Origin of the sequence: Streptomyces sediminimaris (assembly GCF_047049295.1) — a bacterium.
Classification (GTDB): Bacteria; Actinomycetota; Actinomycetes; order Streptomycetales; family Streptomycetaceae; genus Streptomyces; species Streptomyces sediminimaris.
Genome location: NZ_JBJWOT010000003.1, coordinates 132,096 through 156,667, shown reverse-complemented (window position 1 = coordinate 156,667; position 24,572 = coordinate 132,096). Strand labels below are relative to the sequence as shown.

Genomic DNA, 24,572 nt, shown 5'->3' with positions numbered 1-24,572 from the left:
CCAGCCTGGATCGTCGCTCACAGCGCGCCAACGCCACTGTGGACGTCATGACCACAGCCGAGGACGTGCATGTCTGCCACCGTGTGCGTCACGGTCCTTGGACCGGAGTGGTCAAATGACCGCGGGCGTGTTGCGCAGCGACTCCGGGTAGTCGCCGTCCCACCGGTAGCCGTCCCGCAAGATCTGAGCGCTCTTTTCCAGTGCGACATGCCCGGCGAGGCCGGGGAACTCTTGGTCCATCCGGACGACGAGATCTTTCGAATCTGCCGACTCCTTCAGGTGGCGGATGAAGGTTCGCAGGTATCGCCGGGTGAACCCGATGCTGTCCGGGTCGTAGGGGCGGTCGCTCGGAGCGTGCCCAGGAACCACCACCTTGGGGTCCAGAGCTTCGAGCCGGTCCAGAGTGTCCAGCCACTCCTGCCGATCGGCGGGAGTGCGCGCATCCGCGACCCAGGCGTGGGTGTCGGAGACCGCCGCGTCGGCAGCCACAAGGGTCCTGGTGGATGGCTCCCAGACTGCTGCGGCATGCGCCGAGTCGCCCCGGAAGACTCCGATGATCTCCACCTCGTGCCCGTCCACCCACAGTCGGGGCTCGTGGATCCGCTCTACCGGGACGGCCGTTCGTGCGCCGTTACGTCCGAGTAGCTTCTCGCTCCAGTATTCGATCTTGAATGGGAAGGCGTCATTGATCTCGTCAGCGATCTCACCGTAGGCGATCACGCGTGCCTCGGGGAACGCTCGAACGACGACCTCCAGGCCAAGATAGTGGTCTGGATGTATGTGACTGATGAAGACCTGGGTGAGTTCGCGGCCGGTCTCGATCAACTCGGCGACCAGCCGATGCGCGTTTGCCAGGGTGAACTGAGCGTCCACCAGCAGCGCCTGGCTGGGCCCGTAAATGATCGTCGACGTGACTCCCAGGCCGAAGTGCCGTTCACTGCTCATGAACACCTTGGTCCGCAGTGGTGTTGTCACCGTGTCTCCTCTCCCGGGTGTGTCGACCTTGTCGGTTGTCTCAGGCCCATGGAGTGCTCACGCCGTCGAAGCCGGCGGGCGTGCGAGCCGAACGCGCTGCCGATCATGCGGCTGCCGATGGGTCCGAGCGTCTTGATCGTGGTGTGGCGTCTCTGGCTCTGTGCATGGGGAACGGCTGCCGGGCATATCGAGGCGCACGGCCTCACTCACGCAGGCTGATGCCGCCGCAGATCGACCAGACCTGGCCGTTGACCCATTCGGCATCGTCGGAGAGGAGAAACGCGACCGTGGCAGCCACATCGGCCGGCTCGCCCAGCCGAGGGCTCGGGGTCATCTGCAATGTCATCGCCTGGAACTGCTCGGGGATGGTCTGCCTCTGGGTTTCGCCCAGGACCATGCCAGGCGAGACGGCGTTGCAGCGGATGCCCTCCTTGCCCCAGCGGCAGGCGACGTGGCGGGTCAGCGCGTTGATCCCGGCCTTGGACGCGGCATACGCCGGCCTGGCCGGCTCGCCCTGCCACGCCGCGATCGAGCTGGTGTTGACGATGACCCCGCCACCCCGGCCCAGCAGGTGCGGCAGCACCGCCCGGCAGGTCACGGCGTAACCGAGCAGATTCACCTCGTGGGTTCGCCGCCACACCGCTGGGTCCATCTCCAGCAGGTCGCTGTCGCGACCCAGCGTCTGGCCCGACAGATCGGCGCCGACGTTGTACAGCCCGTCGACGCCGCCGAACTCGGCGACCGTCCGGTCGACCAGGGCCTCAATCGAATCCTCGTCGGCAAGGTCGAACTCGACGGCGATCGCGGTTCCTCCGGTTTCGGTGATGCGCTTGACGGTGACCTGCGCTCCCGCGAGGTTGATGTCACCCACGACCACCAAGGCGCCCTCCTCGGCGAGCCGCTTGGCCGCAGCGGCACCGATGCCCGAGGCGCCGCCGGCGATGACGATCCGCTTGCCCTGCAGTCTCCTCATGTCCCTGTCCCTTCTCGCCATCGGTCGTCGTCCTCCTCTTCTGCCAGTGCCGGCTGCTCCTGCCGGTGCCGCTGGGGACGGAGCAGATGCGCCGGGTTGCCGGCCGGTGGCGCATGACCTGCGGGCGGTGCTCGACGCGATCGGTCACGTCGTACGCAACGGCATCAAGTAACGGGTGTTGCCGCTGGACTTGCAACGGATGGAGGCGAGGCCACATCGTTCGGCAGATGATCGGCGTGCTGATCGCAAGCGCGTCGCAAGCGAGCAGCTTCTCCGCGACCATGACAGATCGTCACCCTCCGGATCGTTCGAGTCGGTGGCAATCCGCAGGCCGCAGAGCCCGACCCACGTTCGCCGACCGTGCCCTTTCGCCGTCGGCCCCGCCAGGCGCTGCCTTGAGCTGCGGCGACCGGCACTGGCGGGCCGGTCGCCGCAGCTCCACCCGAGTAGCCGACTTCGGTCCGCCGTCATCGGCTCGGCCTTTCATCGCGTCGCCCGTCGCAGCCGGGGGCCGGGCTGCCATCCCAAGGTCGTCTCTGGCCGCCGCTCGCGTCGCCGGCAGAGCCGTCCGCTCCGGCCGCGCCCGGCCTCGTCCGATCCGGGTGGCCGGTGGGCGGCCGGCTCGCCGTGTTCTGCCCTGCCCTCCCGGTCTGGGACATGGCCTGGCGGATCGACGTGGCCAAGGCAAAGGCCGCCCGCAGTAACTGAGGGGTGACGGCGGCCAGATCAAGTGCGCCGGCCTTGCCGCTGATCGCGATGGCGGCCGGCGGCAGGCGTGCAGTGCCACGCATGACCAGAGCGGCCACGCAGACCACGCCGCTGACGTACTCCTCACGGCTGTAGGCGATGCCGGTCCGGCGGATCTCGCGTAGCTCCGCCCACAACGCCGTCGGCACGGTGATGGTGGACCGGGTCATCGCCGCGAGAGCCTCTCCCTCCTGAAGGACGGTGAGCGTGTCGGTGCTGCTGGCCAGCAGGATCTTGCCCGTCGCGGTGCAGTGCGCCGGCGCCCGTTCGGACTCATAGGACGGCGTACGGATCGAGCGACGGCCGTAGACCCGCTCGACGTAGCGCACTTCCTTGCCACCGAGCACGCTCAGGCTGGTCGACGCGCCCGTCGCGTCGTGAAGGTCAACCAGGTACGGCTTGGCGAGGCGGCCCACGAGTTTCAGGTACGCGTCGCTGGTGGGCATCCTGACCTGGGCAAGCCGGGGACCCGGGACGTAGGCTTCGTCACGCTGGTCGACCATGTCGTACGCGCGGAGGACGCCGACCAACCGATGCACTGTGGATTTCGGCAGGCCGGTCCGCCGGGTCAGCTCCGCCAGCCGCATCGGTCGGTTGTTGACGATCAGTTCCGACAGCACCGTCATTGCCTTGTCCACGGCGCCCGGAGTCGACCGGTCCCCGGGGCGGCCGACGGCCTCTGGTTCGTGAGCTCGCAGCATCATCATGTAACCCACCCGCCGGTTTCTAGGTGGACGGCGTCGCCTCGGGAGCTTCTGCACAAGCGGGTCGATCGCCAGCGGTCGGCGGGCACCACGGGCCCCCGACGGGCACCTGCAGGGTGCGCGCCCGGGGCGAGTGGGGCGTCCGGTGCCGGCCGGGGTGCCCGGTGACCACCATCTGCAGGAGATTAACGGCGCCTGGGCCGAACGTGCCTAGGGTTAAGCCCTAGTAGATGGGCACGCCGTGAACGGTGCCCGCCGGCACGCCGGCAGCGGCTGGGCGGAGGTGCCCGGTGCGGGTATTGCCGGGGCCCGTCCAGCCTCCACCATGCGGTGCGACCGGCATGACGCGTGGTGCCGGGCTACCACCGGGCACCGTCGTCCCGAGCCTGCGCTCCAACTCTACGATCACGTTGACGATCTCCGCACACCCTCGGACCGGACGACCAGGCCGACGACTGGCGGCACGCCCAATGAGACGGGCCCGGATCCCGCCGGCGCCGCGGCGCGGTGGCGACGTCAACTGGCGGCAGTTGCCGCACGCCCAGGCATCGACCAGAACGAATCGGCCCGTAGACCCCGCTCAGCCGCGGTGACACAGGTATGGCACCTCACAGGCGACCGATCCCGGCGCTCGAAGAAGCCGCAGGCCGTTCCGATCAGCGCCGTCACCTTCCGCACCACGAGGACAACCCGTGGAATGAGACGGTCAGCCGGGTCGTGGTCACTCCGTTCGCCGAGTTGAGCTGCTCCCGGTCCTGCGAGCTCAGCACCGTGCGGGTGGCACCGTGGGCGGCGCCGCCGCACGTGTCCGAGAGGAACTCGATGGGGTCGGTTTCCTGGACGAGGAGGGTCCCGCGTACCGCACCGGTCTCGCCGCACCTGACCGGCTCCACGGCTTGGCCTCGCGACAGCCCGGGACGGGCGCGCCACCCGAACCGGCTGCAGCACGGCCGTGTTCCTGACCGGTACCCACCCGTGAAGTACGCCTTCATCGGGGCCGGCTGAATCGGGCGTTCCACGGTGTGGAACGGGCCGTTGGCAGGCCTTTCCGCAGCGACCGAGGATGAGTCGCTGCGCCGAAGCGGCACGCAGACCCAGGTGGCGACTGAACATCCACGGAAGGTGGTGGCTCATGTCCGTCACGGCAGCGACCCGCACGGACTTCACCCTTCCTCGCGCCCTCAGCCCCAGCGAGCTGGAGCGGGTGCGTGGACCCCTCGACATCGCCTTTTCCGACGACGTTCGCGACCGGGTGGCGCGTTGTCGGGCCTTCTTGATCGACCGGCTGGTCAGTGGCGACCAGATCTACGGGGCGACGACGGGCTTCGGGCCGCTGATCGTATTCCCGGGCCGTCGCGGGGGTGCCGATCAGTGCGACAACGTGCTCAGCCACCTTTCGGCCGGGCAAGGCCGGGATCTGGCTCCCGGCCTGATCAGGGCTGCGATGCTGGTGCGCCTGTCGTCCCTGGCCAGGGGGCGTTCCGGAGCCTCCCTGGACGTTATGGACTCGCTCGGTGCCGCGCTGGGAACAACGTTCGCGCCCGCGGTTCCGGAACTGGGCTCGCTCGGAGCGAGTGGCGATCTCATTCCATTGGCCTATGTGGCACGCGCGCTGTGCGGCGAAGGCCACGCCTACCTTGATGGCCGGCGGCTGCCGGCTGCGGAAGCGTTGCGCATCGCCGGCCTCCGAACCCTGAGATTGGACGGTCGTGACGCGCTGGCGTTGGTCAACGGCACGTCGCTGACGACCGCGGCGGCCGCGTTCGCCCTCGCGCATCTTCACCGGGCTCATTCGACCGCGCTCACCCTGAGCGCCGTCCTGATCGACCTGCTCGGCAGCGCTCCACGGTTCCTTTCCCCCGCACTGTTGTCGGCGTTCGGTCACCCTGATACCGAGCGCGCCGGGGCGGCACTACGAGAGCGTCTGGCCGGGACGGACTCCGACCCGGGCCGACCGCTGCAGGAACCGTACAGCGTGCGCTGCGTCCCGCAGCTCGTCGGCGCGGTCGGCACAAGCCTGCGGCACGGACACGCCGTGATCCAAGCCGACCTGAGCAGTATCAGTGACAATCCTCTTCTCTTTCCCGAGACAGGCGAGATCGCCCACGGCGGCAACTTCTTCGGACAGCCGGCGGCGTTTGCGGCAGACCTGCTGACCACCGCCGCAGTACAGCTCGGCAACCTGGCGGAGCGGCAGCTGGACCTCCTCATCGATCCGAACCGGAACGGTGGAATCAATCCCATGCTGTCGCCGGCACCCGGCCAACAGCATGGCGTACAGGGCGTCCAGCTGGCTGCCACCGCGATCGTGGCGCAGATGCGGCGCGCATCCACCCCCGCCTCGATGCAGAGTCTGCCCACGAATCTGCACAACCAGGACGTGGTCCCGTTCGGGACTCAGGCGGCGCTGAATGCGCTCTGCCAGGCCGAGCTGCTGCGGATACTGCACGGTTCTCTCGCGGTTGCCCTGCGGCAGGCGTGGCACGTCGGGCGCCGTCAGCCTCGGGCGGCGGCGAGTGAGGCACTGCTGAACCGGCTCGCCGCGGAGATCGAGCCGATCGACCCCGACCGCCCCCTTGATGGCGATGTTCGCCGGGCCGCGGACATTCTCGACGATCTCACCGATGACTTCGAGAGCATCACACGTTCCTGGGTGGCGCCGTGAGCGAGACCGTACCCGGTCGTGCCGTCTGCTGGGTGGCATTCGGTGCCCAGGCCGATCTGGGGCTGGTCGAGCCGCTGTGGCTTCCCATGCCCGGCCGGGTCAGGGCGCCGCCTGTGGGACAGGGCCGCGACGACACTCAACTGTTGGACGAGGCGCTCGCGTTGGTTCGCCAGGTGGCCCGGGGGCACCGGCCTGCCGCGACACACCCTCCGCGCGGTACGCATGACCGTATCCGTTACCGCTGGTTGGTCGGCCATCAGGTGTCCTTCGTGGTGTGGCAGTTGGCGACCGAGTCCCTCATCCACCTGACGTCAGCGGCCACCGCGGGTTCGGCAACGGTTCTCGAGGTGGCCGACTACCTCGATCTGTACTCGGCGATGCTGCTCTACACCGCAAGCTGCTCGCCCGAGCAGTACCACCAGATCCTCCGTCCGGCGATGAGGGCGGCCGATCCGGCGTTCAGCGGCACCTGGGCACGTGACCACGAGGCGCTCCCCAAGCTGCTGAAGACCTTGCGGCATCGGCATCCGGGCGCGGCGGTGAGACCCGTGACGGACGCGTATCGCGACAGCCGCCTCATGCACATCGCCGTGGCCCGGTATCTGGTCCGGGACGGGGTGTCGCTGCTCCGGCAAGCCCGCCAGGGCTCAGGCGGCGGCCCGACAGAGTCGGAGCGTGACGTGTTCGACCGGTTCTTCCAGGTCATCCGGACGGACGTAGGTGCTCACTGGCGCGCGGCGCAGCTTCTGCGCCGTCTCGGCCAGGTCCTCTGCGACATCGAACTACATCCGCTGGAGCCGTTCGACCCGAACGTCTTCCAGCTTCGCACCGACGGCAGCCTCATCGAACGGATCAGGTCAGACATGAAGCGGGTGGTGGTGCGCGTCGCCGACGGCGTCCACATGAGGGTGACTTCTCCACCGCCGAGCCCACGTGCGTGACAAGGGGGCATACCGATGGCTGAGCCAGTGAACACGATCGCGGGCGCAGCGGACGACAACATCAAGACTGTGCCGATGACGCCCGGACTGTACCGGTACCTGCTTGCCCAGGCGGAGCCGCCCACCCCGGTCCAGCGCCGGCTCATGGAACGCACTCTCGCCCTGGGCACGGTCGCGGAGATGCAGATCCCGCACGAGCAGGCGGTCTTCCTCCGGATGCTGACGACCGTCACCGCCACGCGGCTGGTCGTGGAGGTCGGAACTTTCACCGGATACTCAACGCTCGCGTTCGCCCTCGGCCTCCCGCCCGCGGGCCGCGTGATCACCTGCGACGTGTCACGGGAGTGGACGAGCATCGCGTGGCAAGCCTGGCAGGAAGCCGGCGTCGCGGACCGGATCGAGCTACGAGTGGGCCCCGCCGCGGACACCTTGCAAGCACTGCCCGCAACACCCGAGATCGATCTGGTGTTCCTCGACGCCGACAAGCCGGGCTACCAGGAGTACTGGGATCTGCTGGTCCCGCGGGTCCGGCCCGGTGGGCTGTTGCTGGCCGACAACGTCCTGTACGCGGGCGAAGCCGCACGTCCCGACGCGACCGGCAACGGACGGGCGATACGAGATTTCAACGAACACGTCCGCGCGGACAGGAGGGTCGAAGCGGTCATGCTTGCGGTCGCTGACGGCCTGACCATCGCCCGTAAGCGCGAGTCAGGAGCAGGGTGATGACCATTGACAGCGCGTCATCAGCCGGTCGTCCGGAACAACCAGCCGTCAGTACCGACATACGATGCCCGATGAAGGTGTTGACCCGGGCATTCATGCACGACCCCTATCCGATGCTGACGGCGCTGCGCGACACCGGACCGGCGGCCGTGGCCGAGGTCAACGGCCTTCGGATGTGGTTGGTCACGCGATACCACGACGTGCGGCGCGTGCTGGCCGACCCGACGTTCTCCAAGGACATCGTGCAGCACCGAAAGCGGGTCATGAGGCAGTGCGTGCTCCACCCGGAACGGATCGCCAAGATGCCGCTCGCCTCCCGGCGTAGCCTTCTGGACCGCGACGGCGCTGATCACAAGAGGTTGCGTGCGCTGCTCAGCGGGCAGTTCAGCCCGGCGCGGGTCGCGCAGTACCGGCCGAGGATCGAGCAGATCGCCGACGAGCTGCTCGACCGTCTCCCGGTCGGCGAACCCGTTGACCTGGTCAATCAGTTCGCCCGGCCTCTGGTCACGACGTTCATCTCAGAGGTGTTCGGTGTTCCGGAGGGCGAGCGGGACGGCTTTCCCGTGTGGGAGAACGACATGTTGACCGCCCCGAGCAAAGCCGGAATCGAGGAGGCGACCCGGAAGCTGCACGAGCTCGCGCTCCGTCTCATCGAGATCAAACGCCGTGAGCCGGGCGACGACGTGTTCACCCTGCTGTTGCGCAAGCACGACGAGGACGGCGTGCTCGACCACGACGAGCTCGCGTCGACCTATCTCGTCCTGCTCGTCGGCGGCTCGGAGCCGACCAGCGCGATCGGCAACGGCCTGCTGCACCTGCTCAGCAATCCCGGCCAGCTCGCCGCGGTACGCGCGGACCCGAGCCGGTATGCCGCGTGCGTGGATGAGATCCTTCGGTACGAGTCGCCGTTCCGGATGCTTGCACCACGACTGGCGGAACGAGCGGTTGAGTTGGACGGCGTGACCATTCCCGCTGGTGAGCTGGTCATGGCGTCCGTCGCGGCGGCCAACCGGGACCCGGTGCGCTTCGCGGACCCCGAACGATTCGACGTCACCCGAGACGCGAGGGGCCATCTCGGCTTCGGCCACGGCCCGCACCGGTGCCTCGGCTCCGAGCTCGGACGGCTGGAAACGACGATCGCGCTACGTGCGCTGGTGGAGCGCTTCCCCGGCTCGCGGCTCGCCGTCCCGCCGGATCAGGTGCGATGGCGTCCCGGCATGTTCATGCGCCGGCTGGACAGCCTCCCGGCAGTGCTGGGCTGACACGCGCCGGCGGCGGGAACGATCACCATGTCACTCGGACCACCCTTTGGACACCCGGCATACAGGGCGGACACCTCGGCGAGCTGCTTTTGGCTTCGTGGGGGAGCGTGCGGCGGTCCGCAGCGACCGACTCACGCAGCTGGTCGACGCTACGGCACCCACCACCGCGGCGGGACGCCGAGCTTCGCAGGCGCTGCCGCCCGACCGCAGATGTCCCTCGGGGCGCCGTGTCCCGTGCGAGTCGGGACACGTGGGTGCCGGTGGCCAAGGACGTCGGTGCGCTGCACCAGTTGCTGTGCGGGCGGATGCCGCATCGGTGATGCCGGACCGGATCGCGCCGGTCCCCGAGATCCCCAAGAACGGCAACGGAAAGCAAGGCACAGCACCAGATCGGCGAGCCATCGTCCGGTCGGCACGGTCTGGACAAGCGGTTCTTCAACAAGAGTTGGGTGAGATCGATGGAGAACAGCAGCAACCGACTGCTTGGTTTGAGCTGTGGTGAACCCAACGGCAGCGCCGAGGTTCTGCTCAAGGCCGCGCTTCGATCGGCTGAAGACGTGGGCGCCACGGTTGAACTGGTCAGGCTGGCTGATCTGCGGATCCCGAGCGACCCGAACGAACCGAACGGAGCTGATCTGTCGTGGCTGTGGGAGAAGCTGGTGAGCAGCGACGCGCTGGTCATCAGCACGCCGATCATCTGCCGCACGATCAACGCGAGGTTCAAGCTGTTGGCCGACCGGCTGCTCGGCGTGAACGCTGACGCCGCAGTGACCGAGGCGGTCCTCGCTGCCAGGCGCGCCGGTGGTGAGCCACTGGGGCCGTTCCGCGCCGACGAGCGCATCCTCAGGCCGAGGGTGGCCGGCTTCATCGCCGTGGGTGGGTCGCTGGAGGCCCGTTGGAAGACGTTGACGTTGCCGCTGATGCACGTGACGGTGGTGCCGATGCAGATCGCGGTCGTCGACCAGGTCCAGTTCGCAGGCGGAGGCACTCCACGCTCGATTCTGTTGGATCCCACTGCCGTGGAGCGCGCGGGCCTGTTGGGGCGTCACGTTGCCTCGCAGATGGGCCGCTCGTTCGAGGACGCGCAATACTGTGGCGATCCGGGTCTGTGCCCGATGTGCCACCTCGACGTGGTGGTGCTGCACGGACGCGACGTCGAATGCGCGACCTGCGGGGCGGTGGGCGAGTTCGGCGACAACGCCCGGGTACGCTGGACCGATCTCACGACCTCCATCATTTCGATGCACGAGAAACGTGCCCATTTCCGCGAGATGCTCGAGACGGGACGACGGCACGCCGCACAGCGCGACACGATCCGAGCCCGCTTTGCCGCGTTCGACGCCTACGACCGGGTCGTCTCGCCGGATCGCCAGGCCGAGCCGTATGTCACGTAGGCGTCCCGCTCCAGTCTCAGATGGCGCCACCGCTGCGTATCGTCTCGCTCCGGCGAGGGTGTGCCCTGGCCGGAGTTCGGGTGCCGGTATGTCGGCGATCATGATCAGCCATTCGGGACTCGGCTGCGAGACCCCACGCGAGTTCCGCGACGAGTGCCTGAACCCGCTGGTCGCAGCGGAAGAAGACAACCAGCGACTGTCCGGACAACGCGCGTCAGCTCAGGAGGCCCGCCATGGAACATCGCGCCCTCGGCCGCTCCGGCCTCCGCGTGTCCCGACTCGGCCTGGGCACGGCGACCTGGGGGACGTCCACGCCGGCCGACGATGCGCGGCAGCAGTTGCGGGAGTTCGTGCGTGCCGGCGGGACGCTGGTGGACACCGCCGACGCCTACGGCGGCGGCCGTGCTGAGAAGACCGTCGGTGCCTTGCTCGGCACGGTGGTCTCGCGGCATGAGGTCGTCCTCGCCACCAAAGCGGCGGCGGTCGCGAATCGCAACTCGCCGTTTTCGATCGACGCGTCCAAGCAGCACCTGCTGGCCGCGCTTGACCTCTCGCTGCGCCGGCTGGCCACCGATCATGTGGACCTGTGGCAGCTGCATGGCTGGGACGCACGCAACCCGCTCGACGAGACACTGGACGCGATGGACACCGCCGTGGCCAGTGGCCGGGTACGGCACATCGGCGTGTGCAACTACGCCGGCTGGCAGCTGGCCAGTGCTGCCTCGCGGCAGGCACTCGTCACGGATGCGGCCGCGGTGGCGTCGGTCCAGGCCGAGTACTCGCTCCTTGAACGAGGTATCGAGCGTGAGGTCCTGCACGCAGCTGACCACCACGGTGTCGGTGTGCTGTCGTGGGCGCCGCTGGGCAGGGGCGTGCTCACCGGCAAGTACCGCGCCGGCGTTCCGGAGGAGCGGCAGGCCAGCTGGTTCTTCAACTGGTACGTCGGTCGCTTCCTGCGGGAGAGCCGCACGGAGTCGGTTGTCGCAGCCGTGGTGTCGGTGGCGGACGAGCTGGGTGTCCCGCCGGCGGCGGTGGCCCTGGCGTGGGTCCGGGACCGGCCGGGCGTGACCGCCGCGGTAGTGGGTGCCCGCAGCATCGGCCAGCTGCGCGAGTCGCTCACCGCCGATCGTGTCACTCTGCCCGACGACGCCAGAAAGCGACTTGACGAGGTGTCGGCGCCGTACATCGGCTATCCGGAAGGTGGCCTGAGATGACGCGATTCCCTGTCCGCCATTCGACGTCAGCCCAGCACCGCCGGCCGGCTCCGGCCGCGCCTGCCCACGCCGGGGCGCCGATGCGCTTGCTCCGGCCCCACGGGTGAGCCGGGAGCCGCGGGAGCGCTCGATCAGGGCGTCAAGCGCGACCGTCCTCTCCAGCCGACCCGGCTCGGCACACGGGCACCGGTCCGCGCCGTGGCCGAAGCGACCGGCAAGCCGCCCACTGCCTGGCGTTCGGACTGGTCGACGTTCCACTGCCGCGGCAGGGCCTCGTCACAGAAGACGCAGACGAAGTGCTCCTCACGCACGATGTTGAGCTGCCGGCAGGAGAGGCAGCGTCGGAACACCACTTCGTGTGTGAAACCGGACGGGCGTACGATCCCGGCCTGGTCCAGGGCCTCGGCGACGGCCGACCAGGAGCTGATGTCCGGGCAGTAGCCGGTCGACTGATTGCTGACCTCGTCGACCGCCCACCGCCCGGACTCCTCACGGAAGCTGATCTCGCCGGCACTCAGGACCGCTTCTCCACCGGCACACACCACGTGCTCTCTGCGACGCGGCGCGAGACGCAGGACCCCAGCCTCATCAACAACGAAGGTGAACGGCTCAGCCAACTCCTCCGCCGTCCGAGCCGACACCCACGCATCGAAGTCCGTCGGCGAACGTACGCTCTGACCCTCGCCATCCCGCCGGACGAGACTCCTCAACTCGGCCGGTCCGACATAGCGATAGTTCCACCCGCCCAAGGTCATGCTCGCCAACCTAGACCTGTACTGAAGCGAGGACCTGGGGAATCACGTGACGACAGAGCCGAATTACGTGATCGTCGACAGCCTCCGCCGGTTGTCGTTCTGGGTCCCTCCGGGCGGCCCTGCCGACGTTGTCCTGCACAGCGATCAAGTCGTATAGACCGGCCAAGTCTGTTTCAGCCATCGAGCGGCGACAGGCTCACTGCCCCACCCGGAGTCCTCGGGCTCACCGATCCTACGATTGACCGGCGTGGGCCCGCGCCGAAACGGTAGGACAAGCTCAGGCACGGACGGCCGGAACGACGGGGCACGTGCCCGGGCCGTGGGCCCGGTGAGCCGGCAGAGCTGGTCGGCCGGGCGGCCCCGGCCCGCTCGAGCAACCCGCCCGCGGCCGTGGAGGGGTTCTACGCCTTGGTGGGGTCGTCGCTCTTTTCACCGGACACCGCCGCTGTGATGCGAGCGGCTGCTCCTGGTCGCCCACCATCACGAGCCGCATCTCCACCACCAGTCTTCGTCTCTGGCTCAGGTGCCGCCTACTGCGCAATGGGGTGGTGGACGAGGGTGCTGATGTTGTGGAGCACCTGCTGGGTGGTCCAGGCGTCAGAGCTGGGATGGGCGAGGTTCTTGTGGCCGTCGTCGTCCATGAACCTGTTCAGCGCTTTGGGCATCCGCGTGCCGGACGCGACGTGGGCCGGGCCTTGCAGGAGGGCCTGCTCGCGGCCGTTGCGGTCGAGGAAGAAGACGTCGTCGCTGTGGTTGAGGTCGTAGGTCAGCCTCGCGCCGGTACGCCAGTTCGCTGCGGGCGGCTTGCCCTCGGCCACCTTCTGCGACCACACGCCCAGGTCCTTCCACAGCTTGGTCAGGTCGGACGGATTGCCGTTGAGGGTGGCCCAGTCGGCGGGCGCCGGGGCGAACAGGTTTCGGTATGCGGCGAGCTGGGCGGTGGTGTCGCGCTGTGGATCGATGGTGATGCTCAGGAACTCCACCTTGTTCGCGAGCCCGGCCTTCTCGACCGCCCGCGCGGCCTGGACGATGTTGGCGGTGTCCAGTGGACAGGTTTCCTGGCACAGGGTCATCACGTCGCTGATCACGACGACCTTGCCCTTGTAGGCGGCCAGCGTCGTCTTGTGTCCCGCCGAGTCGACCAGGGGCATGGTCGTGATGTTCTGCGGGAGCGCGATGTTCAGCGCGCTGCCCCTGGATGCGCTGCCGGCCGGAGAACCGCCCGGCTGCGCCGCTGCCGGCCGGTGCGAGCCGCCGCATGCCGCCAGAGACAGGCAGGCAGCGGCGAGAAGGGCACCTTTGCGGCGTGACGGATGGCGGGAGGGGAGGCGGTCTTGCTCACGTGTCACATCGTCTTCCTTCGCCCGATCCCGGCGGTGGCGCCCCTGGACGCGGCGGCCGTGCCGAGTGTGTGGTCACAGCCCACGCTAGCGAGAGCTCCCCGGCACCCCGCACGGGGGCCCCTGCCAGACGCTGGTGGACGGAGGGGAGGACGAATACGTTCACCGGCGCGCCTTCGCCACCCGTACGAGGCCCGGAAAAGGATCGCCACCTGGATCACCGGCTTCTACGACACCAGGCGGCTACACAGCGTATGCGGGTTCGAGAGCCCGATCGACTACGAACGTGACCTGGAGAGCTGCACCAGGAGTGCGGCCATCGCGCTGTCGAGCAGCAGCGAGGAGGGCACTGCGGTCTCGTACGCCGGCCACGTAGCGACGGCCGCATCGAGGCAGGCGAGCGGATCCGACCAGGGCGTCCGGCTGGGGTCTGCGAGGTCGTCCCCGTCCGGGTTCAGCCGACGCGCCGTCTCTGGCAGCAGGGGTTCGTGCCGGCTCAGCTGTTTCTCCCCGTAGCGGGCAGGCAGTGAGGGCGTCTCCCTGATCATCCGCAGGTAGTGGAGCGCCTGCTGCGGTGCCTCGTCCCACGCCTCGGTGATGACGTGGAACGTGTGCCGCAGTGCCTCCCAGGGCGCCTCGTCATCGGGCCGGGAGGCGAGGACGTCGGCGATCTCGTGGACTCGGTCCTTCAAGTCGACCAGGACGGTGTCCCGCCCTTTGGTGCCGAAGTGCCGGAACAGGGTGGCGCGGGGCAGGCCGACGACGTCGCCGGAGTGCGACTGACGGGCAGGCCCTTCGCTTCAGTGCCGTCGCCCTTCCTCCGCCAGCCTCTTGACGCCGTGCAGGGTGGCCTCCATCCCGGCGCGCAACTCCTTCAGCCGGAAGGCGACGATCTCCTCCTCCCGGTCCGGCCGGCGTTCGACGGCCAGAGTGACCCCGTTGCGGCCCGGCCCGATCAGGGCCGTCTGGCGCAGCCGCGTGCCGTCGCCCTCGGCCTGCAGTTCGTAGCGCCAGGACGCCATGGGTTTCGCCGGGTCCAGGGTCGCCTCCCCGTAGCGGCCGTCCGCGTCGGTGACGACCCAGGCGAACACCCGCGGCGCGTCCAGCTCGACCACATGCGAGACGGTCCGCCACTCGCCGAGCATGGGGTGGTGGTTGTGGCCCTCGAAGCGTGCGCCCGGGACGGGCCGGTCGGCGCCGTCGAGCCAGGCCACGCGCCGCAGTTCCGGGCTGAGCAGGGTGGGCAGGGCGATGTCGGTCACCAGCTCCCAGACCCGTTCCACGGGCGCCCCCACCTGCACGTCGCAGCGCACGCTCGGACCGTCGGCAAGGAACATCTCGTCCCCCTCGTGTCGGATTCACTGATCATGCCATTGTCGGTGGCACCTCCTATGGTTCGAGGACCGGGATCGGCGGGAGAGACCGCGGATCCGTCGAGGGAAGGGGTCTGCCATGTCCACCGGGTCAACCGGGTCCACCGTGTCGACGACGTATCTGGAGTTGTCGCAGGAAGACGGCGGCGCGCACAAGTTCTACGAAGTGACCGTCGACGGCCAGGTGGTGACGGTGCGGTACGGGCGGATCGGCGCCGCCGGACAGACGCAGACGACGACGTTCCCCACGGCGGACAAGGCGCGGACGGCCGCCGCGAAGAAGGTCGGCGAGAAGGTGCGCAAGGGATACGCCCCGGCCGTTCCCGGGCAGCGCGCCCCGCGCCCGGTGACGCGGCGTCAGGTCGTTTCCGCCCCGTCCACCGCGCGTGCCGTGGCGCCCGTGGTGTGGCGGTTCCGCACCGGCTCGGCGGCGTTCGGCATCCACGTCGACGACGAGCACTGCTGGGTCGGCAACCAGGCGGGCGACGTCTACACCCTGGACCACGACGGCGGCGTCCTCGCCCGCTTCAGCCTGCCGGACGGCGTGAAGTGCCTGGTCGCGGACGACTTCTGGATCTACGCGGGCTGTGACGACGGCAAGGTCTACGACCTGTCCTCCAAGCTGCCGTTCGCGGCGTACGACATCGCCGCGGACGTCGACATCTTCTGGCTGGACATCCACGAGGGCGTCCTCGACGTCTCGGACCGCGACGGCCGGCTCACCGTCATCGACCACGAGGACGAGCACCAGTGGTCCCGCCGCGGCCGGGGCGAGCACGCCTGGATGGTCCGCGCCGACGACCGCGCCGTCTACCACGGCCACCACCAGGGCGTGACGGCCTACGCGCCCGACGGCACCGGCGAGTTGTGGCACACCCCCACCCGGGGCGCCGTCCTCTTCGGCTGGCAGGAGGACGACACCCTCTACGCGGGCACCGCGCATCGCGTGGTCCAGCGGCTGTCGAAGTCGACCGGCGCGATCCAGGCCACCTACGCCTGTGACGGCGCGGTGTATTCGTGCGCCACCTCACCCGGCGGACGGTTCGTCTTCGCCGGCGACGCGGCGTCCTCCGTCTACTGCTTCGACCGGGACGGCACACGCCTGTGGAAGCTCGCCACGGGCGGCGGCTCGGCGCTGTCGATGCAGTACCACGATGAGCGTCTGTACCTGGTCATGACGGACGGCGCGCTGGTGTGCGTCGACGCGAGCGAGGCCGCCGTCTGTGCCGCCCAGCAGGGCACGGTGCCGGTGGCGCGGGACGTGAAGCTCGCCGCGGCCCTGCCGACCTACGCACCGGCGACGGCCGTTGCCGCGGTGGCCACCGTCGAGCGGGCTCCCGCCGGGGCGGTCGTCGTCGAATGCGTCCAGGAGAGCGGCCGTCTGCGCGTGCACGTGGTGTCCGACGGCTATGACTCCTCCTGGAAGGTCCAGTTCCCGCGCGCCATACGCGAGCCCGGAGCGCGCTACGTCGTGGACGCCCTGCACCCGGCGGCGGGCGGCTTCTACCGGGTGCGCGGAGACATCCGGCGGCTGCTGTGAAACGCTCTGACGCTTAGTGGTCGGCTCTGGAAGTCCTTCGGGGGATGATCAGGCTGCCAGGGCCGCGGAGGATTCTTCTTGTCGGTCGGCGGACGGGTGTCGGTCGAGCCGGGCCAGTAGATCGTCCAGGTCTGAGGTGGTGAACTTCCACTGGAACGGCTGCGCCGTGGCGTTGTGGAGGTCTTCGAATGCTCGGAGCCGGTTCCGGACCTGGGTCAGGTCGGTGAAGTCGTCAGGTCGGACGACCTTGCGCTGGACGATCGAGAAGAAGATCTCGATGTGGTTCGTCCAGGAGGCGTGCACGGGGGTGTGGACCACGACCGCGTTCGGACACGCCTTGGTCAGACGGTCTATGGCCTTCTTCCCCCGGTGGGAGGAGCCGTTGTCGACGATCCAGAAGACGCGTTTCGCGCTGGCGTAGGGCTCGGTGGCCATAACCTGCGCGACCAGGGCCATGAAGGGCACGACGCCGGTCTTCGGCTCGCAGCGGCCGAAGACCTTCGCGCGGTGGACGTCGTAGGCGGCCAGGTAGGCCAGCGCGCCGCCGCGTCCGTACTCGTGGTGGACGCGCGTCGCCCGGGCCCGGCCCGGGGCCAGGGCCGGATGGCAGCGGCAGCGGGCCTGGACGGAGGTCTTCTCGTCGCTGGAGAGGACGTACTCGTCCTCGTCCAGCGGGGCACCCTCGAACGTGCGGGCGTAGAGGTCCAGGACACGCTGGGCCGTGGCGCGGAAGTCCGGGTCGCGGATGAAGATCCAGGACCGGTACTGGCAGGGCTTGAGCGCGTCCTCGCGCAGCCGGCGGCGCACCGTGGACGCGGAGACGGTATCGGTGCTCCCGCGCGCGGTCAGCTCGGCAGCCAACTCCGGGCACGACCACCGCGCCAGCGGTGCGCCGGTCTCGGCGGGTAACTGGCAGGCCAGCGCCTTGGCCTCGGCGACCTGCACGGGAGTGAAACGGGCGGGGCGCCCTGAGCGCTTGCGGTCGGCCAAGGCCGGCAGCCCGCCGGTGGCGAACCGGTCCCGCCAAGTGCGAACCGTGTCCAGGTGCAGACCCGTCTCGCGGGCGATGCGCGCGTTGGAGCGCCCTCGCGCCGCGTGCAGGACGACCTGTGCGCGGACCCGCAGCCGGTACTCGGTCTTGTGACCGTAGGCCATCTTCTTCAGCCGCTCGCGCTCGGCGGCAGCCAGCAGCACGGGGCGGGCGCAGGGTATGCGCATGGCAGGAGAACGGCCGATCTCGGGGAGTGGATCACTGACGGTTGTTCAGCCTGCTGCGCCGCGGTGGCGCCGCCGGCTCGCCCAACGATGCCCTGGACTGCGCCTGCGGCCTGCACCATGACGGACCAGCCCTGCGGTCCGAGTCGTGTGCGGGGTGCAGGCGACAGCGATTCAGGCGTCCCCGGCCGTCTGCTTCCCCTGCGGTTCCTCCTGGTCGGCCAGCAGCCCGTCGAGGACGTTCAGGGCGCGCCAGGTCCGGGTCATCCCGAACTTTGCGGTGGCGCGGACGACGGCGCGGATCTCGTCGGGCGTCGCTCCCGCGCCCAGCGCGCGGCCGACGTGGGCACGGAAGCTCTCCTGGAGGGTCTGGTAGAGGACGTCCACCGTCATTGTGGCGAACGCCCGCTCGCGGACGCTGATCCGGGACATGTCGGCGCGCATCCGCGACTGCAAGTCCATGTAGTCGGCGAAGCCCGAGTCGAGGGCACGCACCTCAGCGCGCATCGCGGTGGGGATGGGGCTGCCCGTGCCGTCCGCGTTCACGTGGTGGCCGTGGCCTGTCGGCCCGGGCAGGCCGTGCTTGCGCTCGACCTCGGCCAGCCGCTCCAAGGCGGCCAGCGCCGCCGGGTAGCCGCTGTCGTAGGAGATGAATCGGAGCAGCTCGCGTAGGTCATCGGCATCGAGGCCGTTGTCCAGGGCGGCCCGCACGTGCAGTTCGAACGGCATTCCGAGGACCTGTTCGCAGGCGTCGGCAACGAGGTTGAGCAGGGTGAGCTCGCGCGGCGTCAGCTGCGTTCCTGAGTCGGTGAGTCGGAAGCTCGCGGCGGCCATTTCCGCGAACACGGGGTCGAGTTCCTTGACCGTGGTCTGGGTCGGCAGCGTCATGGTGACTCCCTATAAGTGAACGCCTGTAGGGCTACGACTGTAGCCCTACAGGCGTTCCGATACAATGGCTGGTCATGGATGCGACCGTTCCGGCCCGAAAGACCGCCCGCACTGCGCCGCGGGGCCGCAACCCGCGTGGCCAGGGCGAGCGGCTGCGCGCCGAGATCGTCGACGCGGCACTGCGGCTGCTGGACGAACTCGCCGACGACCAGGCGCTGTCGCTGCGGGCGGTCGCCCGCGAGGTGGGCATCGCCGCGACCTCCGTCTACATCCACTTCGCCGACCGCGACGCCCTGGTGCTGGCCGCGCTGGAGCACTGCTATGCGGACCTGGTGCGCGCGGTGGACAACGCGGAGTCGGGCGCCGCCGACCCGGTGGCCGCGCTGCGCGCCCGAACGGCGCTGCTCGGTGCGTGGTCCCGCGAGCACCCGGGGCTGTACAAGGTGCTGCACGAGAGCACCCTCAACCGGCGCACGGACATGTCCTTCAAGGAGGAAATGGCCAAGCGCACGACCGCAGCGATCCGCCGCTGCATGGACGCCGGGCTGGCGCCGCGCGGCGACGCGGAGACCGTCTCCCTGGATCTGCGCACGGCCGTTCACGGCGCGGTCTCGATGCGCGTCAACCAACCCGAGTTGACCTGGCCCCCGCTGGAGGAACAAGTGGACCGGTTCCTGGTGAAACTGGTTGGCGTTCCGCCTACGGAGGGGTGACGGCGGTGTGACGTGCGGCGAAATGGCTCGGTGTCGCGCCACGGCAGCCGATCCCGGAAGGCTGGGCTCCGCGCCCCGGACCCGGCGAGGGCTTGATCGCGTCCCGGGCGAGCCGCTGGCCCACGGCGGAGGCGGATGCCGGGACCAGGGATGCAGCGCGCGGCTGGTTTCGAGCGGCTCCAGTGCGACAGCGGAGTGCCGGTCTCCGCGACTTCGCCAGCCCTCTTGGCAGGTGCCCCGGACTGCACCCGCGGTCTCTACCTCGCCGGACCGAACCTGCGATCCGCACCCTGCACGCAGCCTAACCTCGCGTCAACCCCCGAACCACTTCCGGAGCCGACCACTTGGTGCCGCAACGGTGCTCGCCGTGGCTGGTGCAGGGCCATGCGGGCGGCCGCTGCCGGTGCGGACGCCCGCCCTTGCGCCGCAGGCTCAGGTGGCTGAGGCCGCGGCCCCTCACCGTCCAGCTGCGCAGCCGGCATGAGACCTGCGCGGACCGGGCGGCGGCGGATGCCCGTGACGCTGCCGAACAGGCCGGGGACCGGGACGCGTACGCGGCCGCCGGCCAGAAGCTGTTCGGCTGGTTCTGCGCCGGCGGCACCCGCCCCATCGCCGACGAGCGCGGCTACGACTCCCTCGGCGAGGAACCGGCCGGCCGCGGCCTCATCGTGGTGTCCTTCCGCGCCAACGGCATCAACGCCTCGTCGGCGCCACCTCACCGGGGACAAGGAATTCGGTGAGAGGCCGGCCGGCGATCGGCACCCGCTGGCGGATATCGCCTCCGTCGACGTGGCGGCCGACCGCAGCTGACTCGGCGTGCGCTGTCCGTCCCTCCTTTTCGGGGTGCGTACCGGGGAAGCGGGGACGCACCCGACCACGCGGTTCCTCACCACAGGGCCGCGCGCGGGCGGTCACTTCGATTCCAGTCGTCCCAGCGGGTGGGAGCCGCCGGCGAGGACGGCCTGTGCCGCTTCCCAGTCGGTGTGGTCGATGCCGGTGACGTGGCGCAGGTAGGCGAGGGTGACCTGCTGGACGAGGGCGACGCGGGTGGGATTTTCGTCGGTGGTCTCTGCCGCCTCGTAGCCGGAGATGCCGCCGAGGGAGTGCTGGCCGCCGTAGACCGTCAGCAGGCTCTTGTCGCCGCGGGCGAGGGTGTACGGGTCGGTCGTCCAGGACGCTCCCCGGGTGGAGAGCGGGAGTTCGTCCTTGTCGCCGGCGACGACGAGTCCGGGGGCGGTGATGTGGGAGAAGTCCTGGTGGCGCAGCCAGGGGGCGTTCTGGAGGGCGAAAGGGGTCAGGTGATCGCCGCCCTTGCCGGCGGTGGCCAGCTGGATGCTGGCCATGACCCGGGGGTCGGACAGGTCCTGTGCGCTGCCGGTCGTCGGATCCATGACGCGCAGACCCACGAGGATGCCTGCGGTCTGGCCGCCGAAGGAGTGTCCGGCCGCGACGACGCGAGTGCGGTCCACCCGGCCGGCGAGGCCGGGCACGGAGGCCTCCAGGCGATCGAGTTCGTCGAGGATCTGCTTCATGTCCTGCACGCGCCGGTGCCACAGGTGGGGCCTGCGAGGGTCGTCCGCGGTGATGCCGAAGCGCCTGGAGTCGAGGTGGGTGGTCTGGATCACCGCGAAGCCGTGGGAGGCCCAGTGGTCCACCAGCGGTGCGTAGCCGTCCAGGTGCGAGCCGAATCCGTGCGCGAACAGCACGATGGGCAGGTGCGTGCCGGTGACCGGTGCCGACACGCGTACGTGCAGGTCTGCTCCGCGCTGCGGGGCGGGCAGCACGACCGGCTTGACCGACACGGTCGGGGCGGACGGGGGACCGGTGAGGCCGGTCCTGCGATACGCGGTCATGGGTGCGTACTCCTTGCGTGAGAGCTCATGTGCGTCAGGAGACGAGCCAGGAGAAATTCCCTGGTGAGGCGCACATCGGTTACGCTAGGACCTGACGTTGACGTCAGAGGCAAGTCGAGTGACGGACACCGCGCAGGAGGCGGGATGCGCATCGGAGAACTCGCCTCCCGTACCGGCGTCAGTGTCCGGGCCTTGCGCTACTACGAGGAGCAGAGCCTGCTCAGCCCCGAGCGCAGTTCCAGTGGCCAGCGCCGCTATCCCGAGAGCGCGGTCCACCGGGTCCAGCTGATCCAGCAGCTGTACGCCGCCGGGCTGTCCAGCAAGACCATCGCCGAGCTGCTGCCGTGCGTCGTCGACGGCCGTGCCACGCCCGTCCTGCTCGAGCGGCTGGCGGCGGAGCGGGACCACGTCGACCAGCGCATCACCGATCTCCTGCACGTCCGGGACCAGCTCGACTCGGTCGTCACCGCGGCCACCGCCAACATGCTCACCGGTGCTTCCTGCCGGCAGGAACCGTCGGCCGGGGCTGGCCCTTGACGTGCTCCCTGGCCTAAAGTCCAGGGATTCCGGCCTGGGGCGTCTGACCCTTCCGGGGGCTTCCTGCTTCACCGCGCTGTGCGGGCACGTGTGCCCGTCTTACCGGCGCTCCACAGGCGTTTTGTGTCTCCACCCGCCCGCCGAGGTCGGGGCGGGCACACTGCCGCCAGGCGCCGCTCGTGCCTGCGGCCAGCACTTGGGTGGGTGTCATGCCGGCCGCCGCCATGAGTTCAGCCTCCTCCATGGTGTTGGCTCCGAACAGGCCCCGACCGCTGAGGGCGTCGCTGCCCAGCGCGACGCGCACGCCGGCCTCGGCGACCTTCTTGAGATTGCCGCGGGCGTCCGGGTGGGCATCGTCGATCCAGAGCGTGGGCGTGTAGGTGATGTCGTGGTCGAGCATCAGGTCGATGAGCGAGTGGTCGGTGAGGGGCTCGATGGTGACACCGTGCTCCAGGCCGTCCGCGCCGGCCTCGATCGCCTCGCGTGCCGCGGCCTGCTGGGTGGTGTGGACGGTGACCCGAAGGCCTCGCTCGTGCCCGGTCTCGATCCCTGCCCGAAGGAGGTCGGGGGGTGGCCGTTCCACCTCGGCACCATCCGGAAAGGCGGGATTTCGCCGCAGGTACTTCGGTCCGCCGGAATGTGCGCACGCGCCTTCCGGCAGGAGTTTGATCGCGTCCACCTCGCGGTCGGCGAGGTGGTGCACCAGATCGCGGATCTGCTGCGCACTCTCGACCTCTGCCGTGAACCGCTCGCGCGCCCAGGGGTTGTCGCCGAAGACCGTGGCGGCGGGGTGCCCGTCGCGTCCGGTGATGCCGCAACCGGTTGCCAGCAGTCGCGGGCCTCTCAGCGTGCCCGCGGCGATTCCGGCCCGCGAGTCCAGGACTGCGTCCGTCGGATCAATCGGCGGTCGATCGAGCCTGGTGCGCGGATCTGGGCGCCGAGCTGCAGGCGGCCCGCCCGGCTCACCCCTGGAGGCCGGCGAGCCAGTCGGTCAGCAGGCGGTTGACCTCCTCGGGACGCTCCTGCTGGATCCAGTGGCCGCAGCCGTCCAGGATGTGGGAGGCCGACAGACCGGGGAGGGTGGCGGGGTAGGCGTCGATGGCATCGGACATCCAGGTGGTGGAGGCGTCCAGGGCGCCGCCGATGAACAGCGACGGCTGCTTGATCGGGGCTCCGCGGTGCGGGGCGAGGTCTTCCCAGTCCCGGTCCATGTTGCGGTAGCGATTGAGTGCGCCGGTGGTCCCCGTGCGCTCGAACTCCCCGGCGTAGACGTCGAGGGCGTCCTCGCTCAGCCAGGCCGGGAGGACCCCCGTCGGGAAGCGGTCGCGCAGCCGGCCGCCGCGGGCGACGAGGTGCGGGTCGGGCTCGCCCCGGGCGGGCATGGTGTCGGCGGACAGGGCCGCGTAGAAGCCCGCGAGCCAGCCACGGACGTCGGGCTCGATCTCCGCCTCGGCGCGGCCGGGCTCCTGGAAGTAGGAGACGTAGAACTCCTGCTCCGGGCCGCCGATCTGGCCGAAGACGTCGGTGGGGCGGGGGCCGCCGGGGGGCGCGTAGGGGACGCTCAGCAGGGCGACGGCGCGGAAGACCTCGGGGTGGAGCAGGGCGGAGGCGGCGGCGATGTTGGAGCCCCAGTCGTGGCCGACGATCACCGCGTTCTCCTCGCCGAGGGCGCGTACGACGGCGACGTTGTCCTCCACCAGGTCGAGCATCCGGTAGGCGTCGGTCGTCTCCGGCTTGGAGGAGCGGCCGTAGCCGCGCACGTCGATCGCCACCGCCCGGTGGCCGGCCGCGGCGAGGGCTGGGAGCTGGCGGCGCCAGGAGTACCAGGACTCGGGGAAGCCGTGCACGAGCAGGACCAGCGGGCCGGTGCCCTGCTCGACCAGGTGCAGGCGCCCGGCCGGGGCCTCGACGGTGCGGTGGCGGAGCTCGGCGGTCGGCTCGGGCGGCATGGGCTTCTCCTCGGTTCGCGGCGGACGCGGCTACGTGTCGATCATGCGGCGCGGCACCCGCCCGGCGCGATCAGCCTTGCCAGTCTGGCAAACTCGCAGGACGGAGCGGGAGCGGCACGGCGAGGAGGAGCGGGAGGGTGGCAGTCGATGACGTGGACGGCACGCTGGCCGCGATGGGGCCCCGGTTGCGGGCCGCGCGCGAGCACCATGGCGCGACACTGGCCGGTGTCAGCTGCGCGACCGGCATCTCGACCAGCACGCTGTCCCGGATCGAGACCGGCCGGCGCAGGCCCACCCTGGAGATGCTGCTGCAGCTGGCGAAGGAGTACGGCGTCTCCCTGGACGAGCTGGCCGGCACGGTGCCCGCCCCCGCGGCCGAGCCGCGCGCCAGGGCGCCGCTGAGCTTCGGCGAGGACAAGACGGTGCTGCCGTTGACCCGCTACGTCGGCGGCCTGCACGCCCACAAGCACGTCCTGCCCGCCGGTGAGGACCGGCCCGCGCGGCCCCGTCAGGTCTCCCATGACGGCTACGAGTGGCTGTGCGTCCTGTACGGGCGGCTGTGGCTCGCGCTCGGCGGCCACGACCTCATCCTGACCCCGGGGGACGTCGCCGAGTTCGACACCCGTACCCCGCACGGGGTGGCGAACGCAGGCCCCGGCGCTCCGGTCGAGTACCTGATCATGTTCGGGCCCCAGGGCGAGCGACTTCGGCCGCGCACCCCTCCAGCCGTCGGCCACGGGAGCCGTCGTTCGAATCATGACCAGGGCGGCCGCGAGGCGAAGCCGTAGGATCCGGACCCGCTCCGACTCGA

At 69.9% G+C, this 24,572-nt stretch carries 22 protein-coding genes and 1 pseudogene; 11 read left to right on the top strand and 12 right to left on the bottom strand.

What is annotated here, in order from left to right; genetic code table 11:
* Window positions 1-111 precede the first annotated feature (111 nt).
* From ACJ9NR_RS40115 to ACJ9NR_RS40105, 3 genes are all read right to left on the bottom strand, one after another.
* A complete protein-coding gene (locus ACJ9NR_RS40115; RefSeq protein ID WP_412494650.1) occupies window positions 112-975 on the bottom strand; it encodes an MBL fold metallo-hydrolase in 864 nt (287 codons plus the stop codon).
* A gap of 202 nt (window positions 976-1,177) precedes the next feature.
* The gene (locus ACJ9NR_RS40110) at window positions 1,178-1,948 is read right to left on the bottom strand and encodes an SDR family NAD(P)-dependent oxidoreductase (RefSeq protein ID WP_412494649.1); all 771 of its coding nucleotides are present in this window, start codon (window positions 1,946-1,948) and stop codon (window positions 1,178-1,180) included.
* Between the two features lie 467 nt (window positions 1,949-2,415).
* The gene (locus ACJ9NR_RS40105; protein WP_412494648.1) at window positions 2,416-3,333 is read right to left on the bottom strand and encodes an IclR family transcriptional regulator; all 918 of its coding nucleotides are present in this window, start codon (window positions 3,331-3,333) and stop codon (window positions 2,416-2,418) included.
* A gap of 1,198 nt (window positions 3,334-4,531) precedes the next feature.
* Here ACJ9NR_RS40105 and ACJ9NR_RS40100 point away from each other — a divergent pair.
* The 6 genes from ACJ9NR_RS40100 to ACJ9NR_RS40075 all read left to right on the top strand — a co-directional run bounded on the left by ACJ9NR_RS40100 (window position 4,532) and on the right by ACJ9NR_RS40075 (window position 11,598).
* Window positions 4,532-6,064 carry an aromatic amino acid lyase gene (locus tag ACJ9NR_RS40100; RefSeq protein WP_412494647.1) on the top strand — a complete coding sequence of 511 codons (1,533 nt, stop codon included), beginning with the start codon at window positions 4,532-4,534 and terminating at the stop codon, window positions 6,062-6,064.
* A complete protein-coding gene (locus ACJ9NR_RS40095) occupies window positions 6,061-7,005 on the top strand; it encodes a 3-methyl-L-tyrosine peroxygenase-related protein (RefSeq protein WP_412494645.1) in 945 nt (314 codons plus the stop codon). Before ACJ9NR_RS40100 ends, ACJ9NR_RS40095 begins: the two co-directional genes overlap by 4 nt.
* A gap of 27 nt (window positions 7,006-7,032) precedes the next feature.
* Window positions 7,033-7,728: an O-methyltransferase gene (locus tag ACJ9NR_RS40090; protein WP_412494644.1), complete on the top strand. Its 696-nt coding sequence runs from the start codon at window positions 7,033-7,035 to the stop codon at window positions 7,726-7,728.
* Window positions 7,728-8,990: a cytochrome P450 family protein gene (locus ACJ9NR_RS40085; protein WP_412494643.1), complete on the top strand. Its 1,263-nt coding sequence runs from the start codon at window positions 7,728-7,730 to the stop codon at window positions 8,988-8,990. The genes ACJ9NR_RS40090 and ACJ9NR_RS40085 overlap by 1 nt, the downstream gene beginning before the upstream one ends.
* 458 nt (window positions 8,991-9,448) lie before the next feature.
* Window positions 9,449-10,384 carry a flavodoxin family protein gene (locus ACJ9NR_RS40080; RefSeq protein ID WP_412494642.1) on the top strand — a complete coding sequence of 312 codons (936 nt, stop codon included), beginning with the start codon at window positions 9,449-9,451 and terminating at the stop codon, window positions 10,382-10,384.
* 233 nt (window positions 10,385-10,617) lie between these two features.
* Window positions 10,618-11,598, top strand: coding sequence for an aldo/keto reductase (locus ACJ9NR_RS40075; protein WP_412494641.1), 981 nt, complete (start codon window positions 10,618-10,620; stop codon window positions 11,596-11,598).
* Between the two features lie 131 nt (window positions 11,599-11,729).
* On the opposite strand, the gene ACJ9NR_RS40070 is transcribed toward ACJ9NR_RS40075, so the two are convergent.
* From ACJ9NR_RS40070 to ACJ9NR_RS40055, 4 genes are all read right to left on the bottom strand, one after another.
* A complete protein-coding gene (locus ACJ9NR_RS40070; RefSeq protein ID WP_412494640.1) occupies window positions 11,730-12,353 on the bottom strand; it encodes a hypothetical protein in 624 nt (207 codons plus the stop codon).
* A 530-nt stretch (window positions 12,354-12,883) separates the two neighbouring features.
* Window positions 12,884-13,504 (bottom strand): SCO family protein, encoded by a 621-nt coding sequence (locus tag ACJ9NR_RS40065; protein WP_412494639.1) that lies wholly within the window; start codon window positions 13,502-13,504, stop codon window positions 12,884-12,886.
* A 467-nt stretch (window positions 13,505-13,971) separates the two neighbouring features.
* Window positions 13,972-14,385 carry a hypothetical protein gene (locus ACJ9NR_RS40060; protein ID WP_412494638.1) on the bottom strand — a complete coding sequence of 138 codons (414 nt, stop codon included), beginning with the start codon at window positions 14,383-14,385 and terminating at the stop codon, window positions 13,972-13,974.
* A 108-nt stretch (window positions 14,386-14,493) separates the two neighbouring features.
* Window positions 14,494-15,030 carry an SRPBCC family protein gene (locus ACJ9NR_RS40055; protein ID WP_412494637.1) on the bottom strand — a complete coding sequence of 179 codons (537 nt, stop codon included), beginning with the start codon at window positions 15,028-15,030 and terminating at the stop codon, window positions 14,494-14,496.
* A gap of 115 nt (window positions 15,031-15,145) precedes the next feature.
* Between ACJ9NR_RS40055 and ACJ9NR_RS40050 the strand changes: the two genes are divergently transcribed.
* Window positions 15,146-16,606: a WGR domain-containing protein gene (locus ACJ9NR_RS40050; protein ID WP_412494636.1), complete on the top strand. Its 1,461-nt coding sequence runs from the start codon at window positions 15,146-15,148 to the stop codon at window positions 16,604-16,606.
* Between the two features lie 48 nt (window positions 16,607-16,654).
* Here ACJ9NR_RS40050 and ACJ9NR_RS40045 read toward each other — a convergent pair whose 3' ends face one another.
* Window positions 16,655-17,824 carry an IS630 family transposase gene (locus ACJ9NR_RS40045; protein WP_412494635.1) on the bottom strand — a complete coding sequence of 390 codons (1,170 nt, stop codon included), beginning with the start codon at window positions 17,822-17,824 and terminating at the stop codon, window positions 16,655-16,657.
* Between the two features lie 171 nt (window positions 17,825-17,995).
* Window positions 17,996-18,709, bottom strand: coding sequence for a carboxymuconolactone decarboxylase family protein (locus ACJ9NR_RS40040; protein ID WP_412494633.1), 714 nt, complete (start codon window positions 18,707-18,709; stop codon window positions 17,996-17,998).
* 74 nt (window positions 18,710-18,783) lie between these two features.
* Between ACJ9NR_RS40040 and ACJ9NR_RS40035 the strand changes: the two genes are divergently transcribed.
* Together ACJ9NR_RS40035 and ACJ9NR_RS40030 are read left to right on the top strand one after the other, a co-directional pair.
* Entirely contained in the window at window positions 18,784-19,422 is a 639-nt protein-coding gene (locus tag ACJ9NR_RS40035) for a TetR/AcrR family transcriptional regulator (RefSeq protein WP_412494632.1), read from the top strand.
* A 419-nt stretch (window positions 19,423-19,841) separates the two neighbouring features.
* The gene (locus ACJ9NR_RS40030) at window positions 19,842-20,162 is read left to right on the top strand and encodes a hypothetical protein (RefSeq protein WP_412494631.1); all 321 of its coding nucleotides are present in this window, start codon (window positions 19,842-19,844) and stop codon (window positions 20,160-20,162) included.
* A gap of 171 nt (window positions 20,163-20,333) precedes the next feature.
* Here ACJ9NR_RS40030 and ACJ9NR_RS40025 read toward each other — a convergent pair whose 3' ends face one another.
* Window positions 20,334-21,275 (bottom strand): alpha/beta hydrolase family protein, encoded by a 942-nt coding sequence (locus tag ACJ9NR_RS40025; RefSeq protein ID WP_412494630.1) that lies wholly within the window; start codon window positions 21,273-21,275, stop codon window positions 20,334-20,336.
* 144 nt (window positions 21,276-21,419) lie between these two features.
* On the opposite strand from ACJ9NR_RS40025, the gene ACJ9NR_RS40020 reads away from it, so the two are divergent.
* Entirely contained in the window at window positions 21,420-21,812 is a 393-nt protein-coding gene (locus ACJ9NR_RS40020) for a MerR family transcriptional regulator (RefSeq protein ID WP_412494628.1), read from the top strand.
* 13 nt (window positions 21,813-21,825) lie between these two features.
* Here ACJ9NR_RS40020 and ACJ9NR_RS40015 read toward each other — a convergent pair.
* Both ACJ9NR_RS40015 and ACJ9NR_RS40010 read right to left on the bottom strand, forming a co-directional pair.
* Window positions 21,826-22,710: pseudogene (locus tag ACJ9NR_RS40015) on the bottom strand (amidohydrolase family protein); the annotation flags it as partial.
* 64 nt (window positions 22,711-22,774) lie between these two features.
* Window positions 22,775-23,761, bottom strand: a complete 987-nt coding sequence (locus ACJ9NR_RS40010) for an alpha/beta fold hydrolase (RefSeq protein ID WP_412494627.1) — start codon at window positions 23,759-23,761, stop codon at window positions 22,775-22,777.
* A gap of 137 nt (window positions 23,762-23,898) precedes the next feature.
* Between ACJ9NR_RS40010 and ACJ9NR_RS40005 the strand changes: the two genes are divergently transcribed.
* Complete coding sequence (locus tag ACJ9NR_RS40005; protein ID WP_412494626.1) at window positions 23,899-24,549, top strand: helix-turn-helix domain-containing protein; 651 nt, start codon at window positions 23,899-23,901, stop codon at window positions 24,547-24,549.
* Window positions 24,550-24,572: the final 23 nt, after the last annotated feature.

Bases quoted from the DNA above. Each gene is read 5' to 3' on its own strand.
- ACJ9NR_RS40110 (WP_412494649.1), bottom strand. From the start codon at position 1,948: ATGAGGAGACTGCAGGGCAAGCGGATCGTCATCGCCGGCGGCGCCTCG.
- ACJ9NR_RS40100 (WP_412494647.1), top strand. From the start codon at position 4,532: ATGTCCGTCACGGCAGCGACCCGCACGGACTTCACCCTTCCTCGCGCC.
- ACJ9NR_RS40085 (WP_412494643.1), top strand. From the start codon at position 7,728: ATGACCATTGACAGCGCGTCATCAGCCGGTCGTCCGGAACAACCAGCC.
- ACJ9NR_RS40080 (WP_412494642.1), top strand. From the start codon at position 9,449: ATGGAGAACAGCAGCAACCGACTGCTTGGTTTGAGCTGTGGTGAACCC.
- ACJ9NR_RS40075 (WP_412494641.1), top strand. From the start codon at position 10,618: ATGGAACATCGCGCCCTCGGCCGCTCCGGCCTCCGCGTGTCCCGACTC.
- ACJ9NR_RS40070 (WP_412494640.1), bottom strand. From the start codon at position 12,353: ATGACCTTGGGCGGGTGGAACTATCGCTATGTCGGACCGGCCGAGTTG.
- ACJ9NR_RS40065 (WP_412494639.1), bottom strand. From the start codon at position 13,504: ATGCCCCTGGTCGACTCGGCGGGACACAAGACGACGCTGGCCGCCTAC.
- ACJ9NR_RS40055 (WP_412494637.1), bottom strand. From the start codon at position 15,030: ATGTTCCTTGCCGACGGTCCGAGCGTGCGCTGCGACGTGCAGGTGGGG.
- ACJ9NR_RS40050 (WP_412494636.1), top strand. From the start codon at position 15,146: ATGTCCACCGGGTCAACCGGGTCCACCGTGTCGACGACGTATCTGGAG.
- ACJ9NR_RS40045 (WP_412494635.1), bottom strand. From the start codon at position 17,824: ATGCGCATACCCTGCGCCCGCCCCGTGCTGCTGGCTGCCGCCGAGCGC.
- ACJ9NR_RS40040 (WP_412494633.1), bottom strand. From the start codon at position 18,709: ATGACGCTGCCGACCCAGACCACGGTCAAGGAACTCGACCCCGTGTTC.
- ACJ9NR_RS40035 (WP_412494632.1), top strand. From the start codon at position 18,784: ATGGATGCGACCGTTCCGGCCCGAAAGACCGCCCGCACTGCGCCGCGG.
- ACJ9NR_RS40025 (WP_412494630.1), bottom strand. From the start codon at position 21,275: ATGACCGCGTATCGCAGGACCGGCCTCACCGGTCCCCCGTCCGCCCCG.
- ACJ9NR_RS40020 (WP_412494628.1), top strand. From the start codon at position 21,420: ATGCGCATCGGAGAACTCGCCTCCCGTACCGGCGTCAGTGTCCGGGCC.
- ACJ9NR_RS40010 (WP_412494627.1), bottom strand. From the start codon at position 23,761: ATGCCGCCCGAGCCGACCGCCGAGCTCCGCCACCGCACCGTCGAGGCC.